Raw genomic sequence first — 3,707 nt, forward strand, 5'->3', positions numbered from 1 at the left:
TAGTAATGTTGACATGTAGCTTTACGTCAAGTTTTAGAAAGCAAACAGGATGTTTCCAAGTCTCTGGCAGATGTGTTAATGAGAGAGATCATTTGAGAAAATAAAATATTCTGATTTTTTATTATACCACGTGTACAAACCACGCGAAATACACCTCTCTATTCGTCGGCTGCGTCATATGTGTATAAGAGACATTATTTACAGAGTATTTTTTACCTGCATATTTTATTATGGTTTTTTTGAGATTTTCCTTACCAAGTTCTGTAAATAAATCTTCGTAATAGTAGCTAGAAATCACCATATTAATACTATCTTGTATATAATCATTTTCGTTATTAACATTATCACCTATGATTTTTAAACTTAAAGTAATTTTTTTAAGCCCGTTTGATTTTGAATACAAATCGGTCTCAAAATTATTAATTTCTATACTATTTGCAAATGCAAAAATACTAAAAAATATTAGCATTATTTTTTTCATAATTGTTCCTTATCGCAAAATTGATAAAATGTCTTTACCACTTGATTTGTCTTTGCCTTTAGTCTAAACAAATTCTCATACGATTTATCACTTCCATTAAAAATAATTTTAAAATTATTAGGATTTGAACTTCTTGATAATGCAACATATAGCTGACCTTGTGCAAAAATCCTATCGCATTTGCAAATTAACTTATCAATACTCATTCCTTGACTTTTATGTATAGTAATAGCATATGATAATTTTAGTGGGAATGCTTTTAATATAGCATCAGGCTTGGTATCAACCAAATTAGGATTAACCCTATAGCTAGCTGCTATTTCAGGGTCATTAAAGTATAAAAATTCTTTAGGGTAAACTGAATAAATCATTCTATTAGATTTAATCTTTAATTCCTGCTCACTTTTATCCCACGCAATTATTTCTCCTTGCATTCCATTATAATAATTATCAGAATTATAAGTAAAAATAACTTTAGCTCCAATTTTAAAAATAAATTCTTCTTCAATTGGTTGAGCTTTTAGCCATTGTTTAAATTCTTTTTCTTGTTCTTCATTTAATTCTGTATTTTTTTTAATACTTGAGTTAAAAACATATTCTTCATCATCAATTTTTTTAAGTTTAGCATTATTTATATTTTTTGCTTCTTCATTGGTGCCACAAATAATTGTATAATCATCATAATTATTTATATCATCTTGAATTTTATACTTTTTAAAATACTCTATGCAAGTATTAGTTATATTGCCAATCCTAATACTTCTTAGATTTTCATAAAATTCCTTATCTTCCATTCTGTGCTGGGTAATTAACTCAATCACCTTAAAATTACATTCATTCCAATATTTAGAGCAAAAAGCATAATTTCCATCGGATTTTACAGGTTCGAGTTGATAAAAATCTCCAACTATTAGTAATTTTATATTGCTATAACCAAAAAGCCTTGAATAAATCATATCAAAAACATCACTACTAATCATTGAAATTTCATCAATTATTATTAAATCTATATTTGATAAAGACTTATTTAAAGCCATTAAATCATCTTTACTTGTTTTTAGCTCATTAATGTTTTTTGCAAGTCTTAGTTTAAAAAATCTATGAACAGTGTCTCCACCAATATTAATAGCAGCAAGTGCAGTGCTTGCTAAGACTATGGTTTTAAAAGCTTCACTTTTTATTATTTTTTCTATGGTGTAGGATTTTCCAACTCCTGCACCACCTGTTAAAAATACATTTCTTCCTTGCTTTAATAAATCAATGATATGTTTAATTTGATTCATCTAAGATATTTACTTTATAGTTTTTAGTAGTAAGATTATTTAATCTTAACATTAAATCATCAAAATTATCTCCATCATAAGGATAAAAAGCTACACAATCTCTTGCTTTAGTATTTAAAAAATCATATATTTCATTACTTATTATTTGTGTTTTTTCTTTACTTGTTCCAGAAAATAATATTATTATTCCACTATCTAGTTCAAATACACAATCAGTTTTTCTTAAAATACTAGCAATTACTTTTCTATGCTCTTCATCAGGGCTTTTGATATAAGTAAGACAAAATTCAAAATCTATATCATAAAAATACCTATAAATATTAGCAGTAAAAAATTCTACAACTTTTCTCATATCTTCTTTTTTAAACATTTGCATAACACAACTCCTTTTTATTCATTTCTTAAAGTTTTTAATACATCAATTTTACTTGCTTTATATGCTGGATAAAGTGATGATAACACTACTATTAAACTAGCACCTAAAATAATAAAGCAAAAATCACTTATACTTAAGTTAATAGGTAGTTTTGAACTACCATAAACATCAGCTGGTAAAGAAATAATATCAAAAGTATCTAAAAACCAAAGTCCAAAAAATCCTAATAAACAACCAAAAATAATTCCAACAAATCCTATAAAACAACCAATGGTAAAAAATGATTTTTGTATTTCGCTTTTGCTTGTTCCTAACGCTAAAAGTAGGGCTATTTCATTTCTTCTATTTAAAACTATCATAAATAAAGAAGTAATTATGTTTAAACTAGCAATAATTACTATCATCATTAAAATAAAAAATAATGCTTTTTTTTCTAAGTCAATTGCACTTAAAATATTGCCGTTTTGCTCCCACCAGCCAACTAAAAAATAATTATTTTTGTATTTTTCATTTAATTTTTTAATTTCTTCTTTAGGGTTTGCAGTATCTATATGAATGCCTGTTATGTCATTATTTTTTAATACCTTTTGTAAATCTTTAATATCTACATATACATATGATGAATCATAAGCATTTAGACCTGAATGAAAAGTATTATTTACATAAAAACTTTTTATATTAGGTGTAATACTAAAAGCATTTGCATTAAGATTTGTAAAAATTATATGTATTTTATCTTCTTTATTAACTTCTAATCTTGAAGCTAGTAAATTGCCTAAAATTGCAGGGAATTTCAAATTAGAATTTAAATAATAATCTTTAAAAATTTTATTTACTTCTTTTTCTTTTTCAAAATCAATCCCAAAAATTATAGCACCTCTCATTTCATTACCATATTTAATAGCGGCTTGTGTTTGAATAAAAGGACTGATTTTATAATTTTTACTTAATTCATTTATTAATTCTTCATCAATTAATGTGGTTTTAGGATATAAAGTAATTGGATAATTCATAGTAAGTAATTTATCAATAAAGCTTTTATTCATTCCATTCATTACTGCCATAGTTATTATTAAAACACAAACTCCTAAAGCTACTCCGATAAAAGCAAGTAGCTTAGTAATCATAATAAATGGCATTGATTTATCAAATCTTAGGTATTTAAAAAGCAAGTATCTAATCATAAATATTTCTTCATTACTTCTGCAATTTGTGTTTCTGTAGCATCTTTAATAATCAAATCTGCAAAATCTAAATTCTTTTTAGCGTGTTTATTGCCTAAAAATAACATTATAAAAGTATTTGGATTTTCGCTTTTTACTTGATTAATATTACTAACTAAACTTTCATAATCAAATAAAATAGCCTCATATCCAATGGCAATGATTTTATAATTATTTTTTAGTTCATCTTTAAATGAACTTATACTATCTACTTTTTTATTCAATTTTGCGTGTTTATTTGCGATATGATATAAATAATCACTTTGCATATCAGAACTAAGCAATATTAATACATCGTTTTGATAATTTGTTGTATTCATATCACTCTTATAATCATTTAGTAT

General features: G+C 25.0%; 5 protein-coding genes. All 5 read right to left on the reverse strand.

The genetic code is table 11. From position 1 onward, the window contains the following. Positions 1–121 precede the first annotated feature (121 nt). Complete coding sequence (locus KJQ97_RS08995) at positions 122–481, reverse strand: flagellar basal body-associated FliL family protein (RefSeq protein WP_214120631.1); 360 nt, start codon at positions 479–481, stop codon at positions 122–124. Beyond that, positions 478–1,764: an ATP-dependent DNA helicase gene (locus KJQ97_RS09000; RefSeq protein ID WP_214117556.1), complete on the reverse strand. Its 1,287-nt coding sequence runs from the start codon at positions 1,762–1,764 to the stop codon at positions 478–480. The genes KJQ97_RS08995 and KJQ97_RS09000 overlap by 4 nt, the downstream gene beginning before the upstream one ends. Next, positions 1,751–2,140, reverse strand: a complete 390-nt coding sequence (locus KJQ97_RS09005; RefSeq protein WP_214117555.1) for a hypothetical protein — start codon at positions 2,138–2,140, stop codon at positions 1,751–1,753. The genes KJQ97_RS09000 and KJQ97_RS09005 overlap by 14 nt, the downstream gene beginning before the upstream one ends. Before the next feature lie 14 nt (positions 2,141–2,154). Continuing rightward, positions 2,155–3,324, reverse strand: a complete 1,170-nt coding sequence (locus KJQ97_RS09010; protein ID WP_214120632.1) for an ABC transporter permease — start codon at positions 3,322–3,324, stop codon at positions 2,155–2,157. Beyond that, the coding region (locus KJQ97_RS09015; protein WP_214120633.1) for a hypothetical protein at positions 3,321–3,707 on the reverse strand (387 nt) is incomplete at its 5' end. The genes KJQ97_RS09010 and KJQ97_RS09015, both read right to left, overlap by 4 nt.

The organism is Campylobacter sp. 2018MI01, assembly GCF_018501205.1.
In the GTDB taxonomy this organism is placed as follows: Bacteria; Campylobacterota; Campylobacteria; order Campylobacterales; family Campylobacteraceae; genus Campylobacter_E.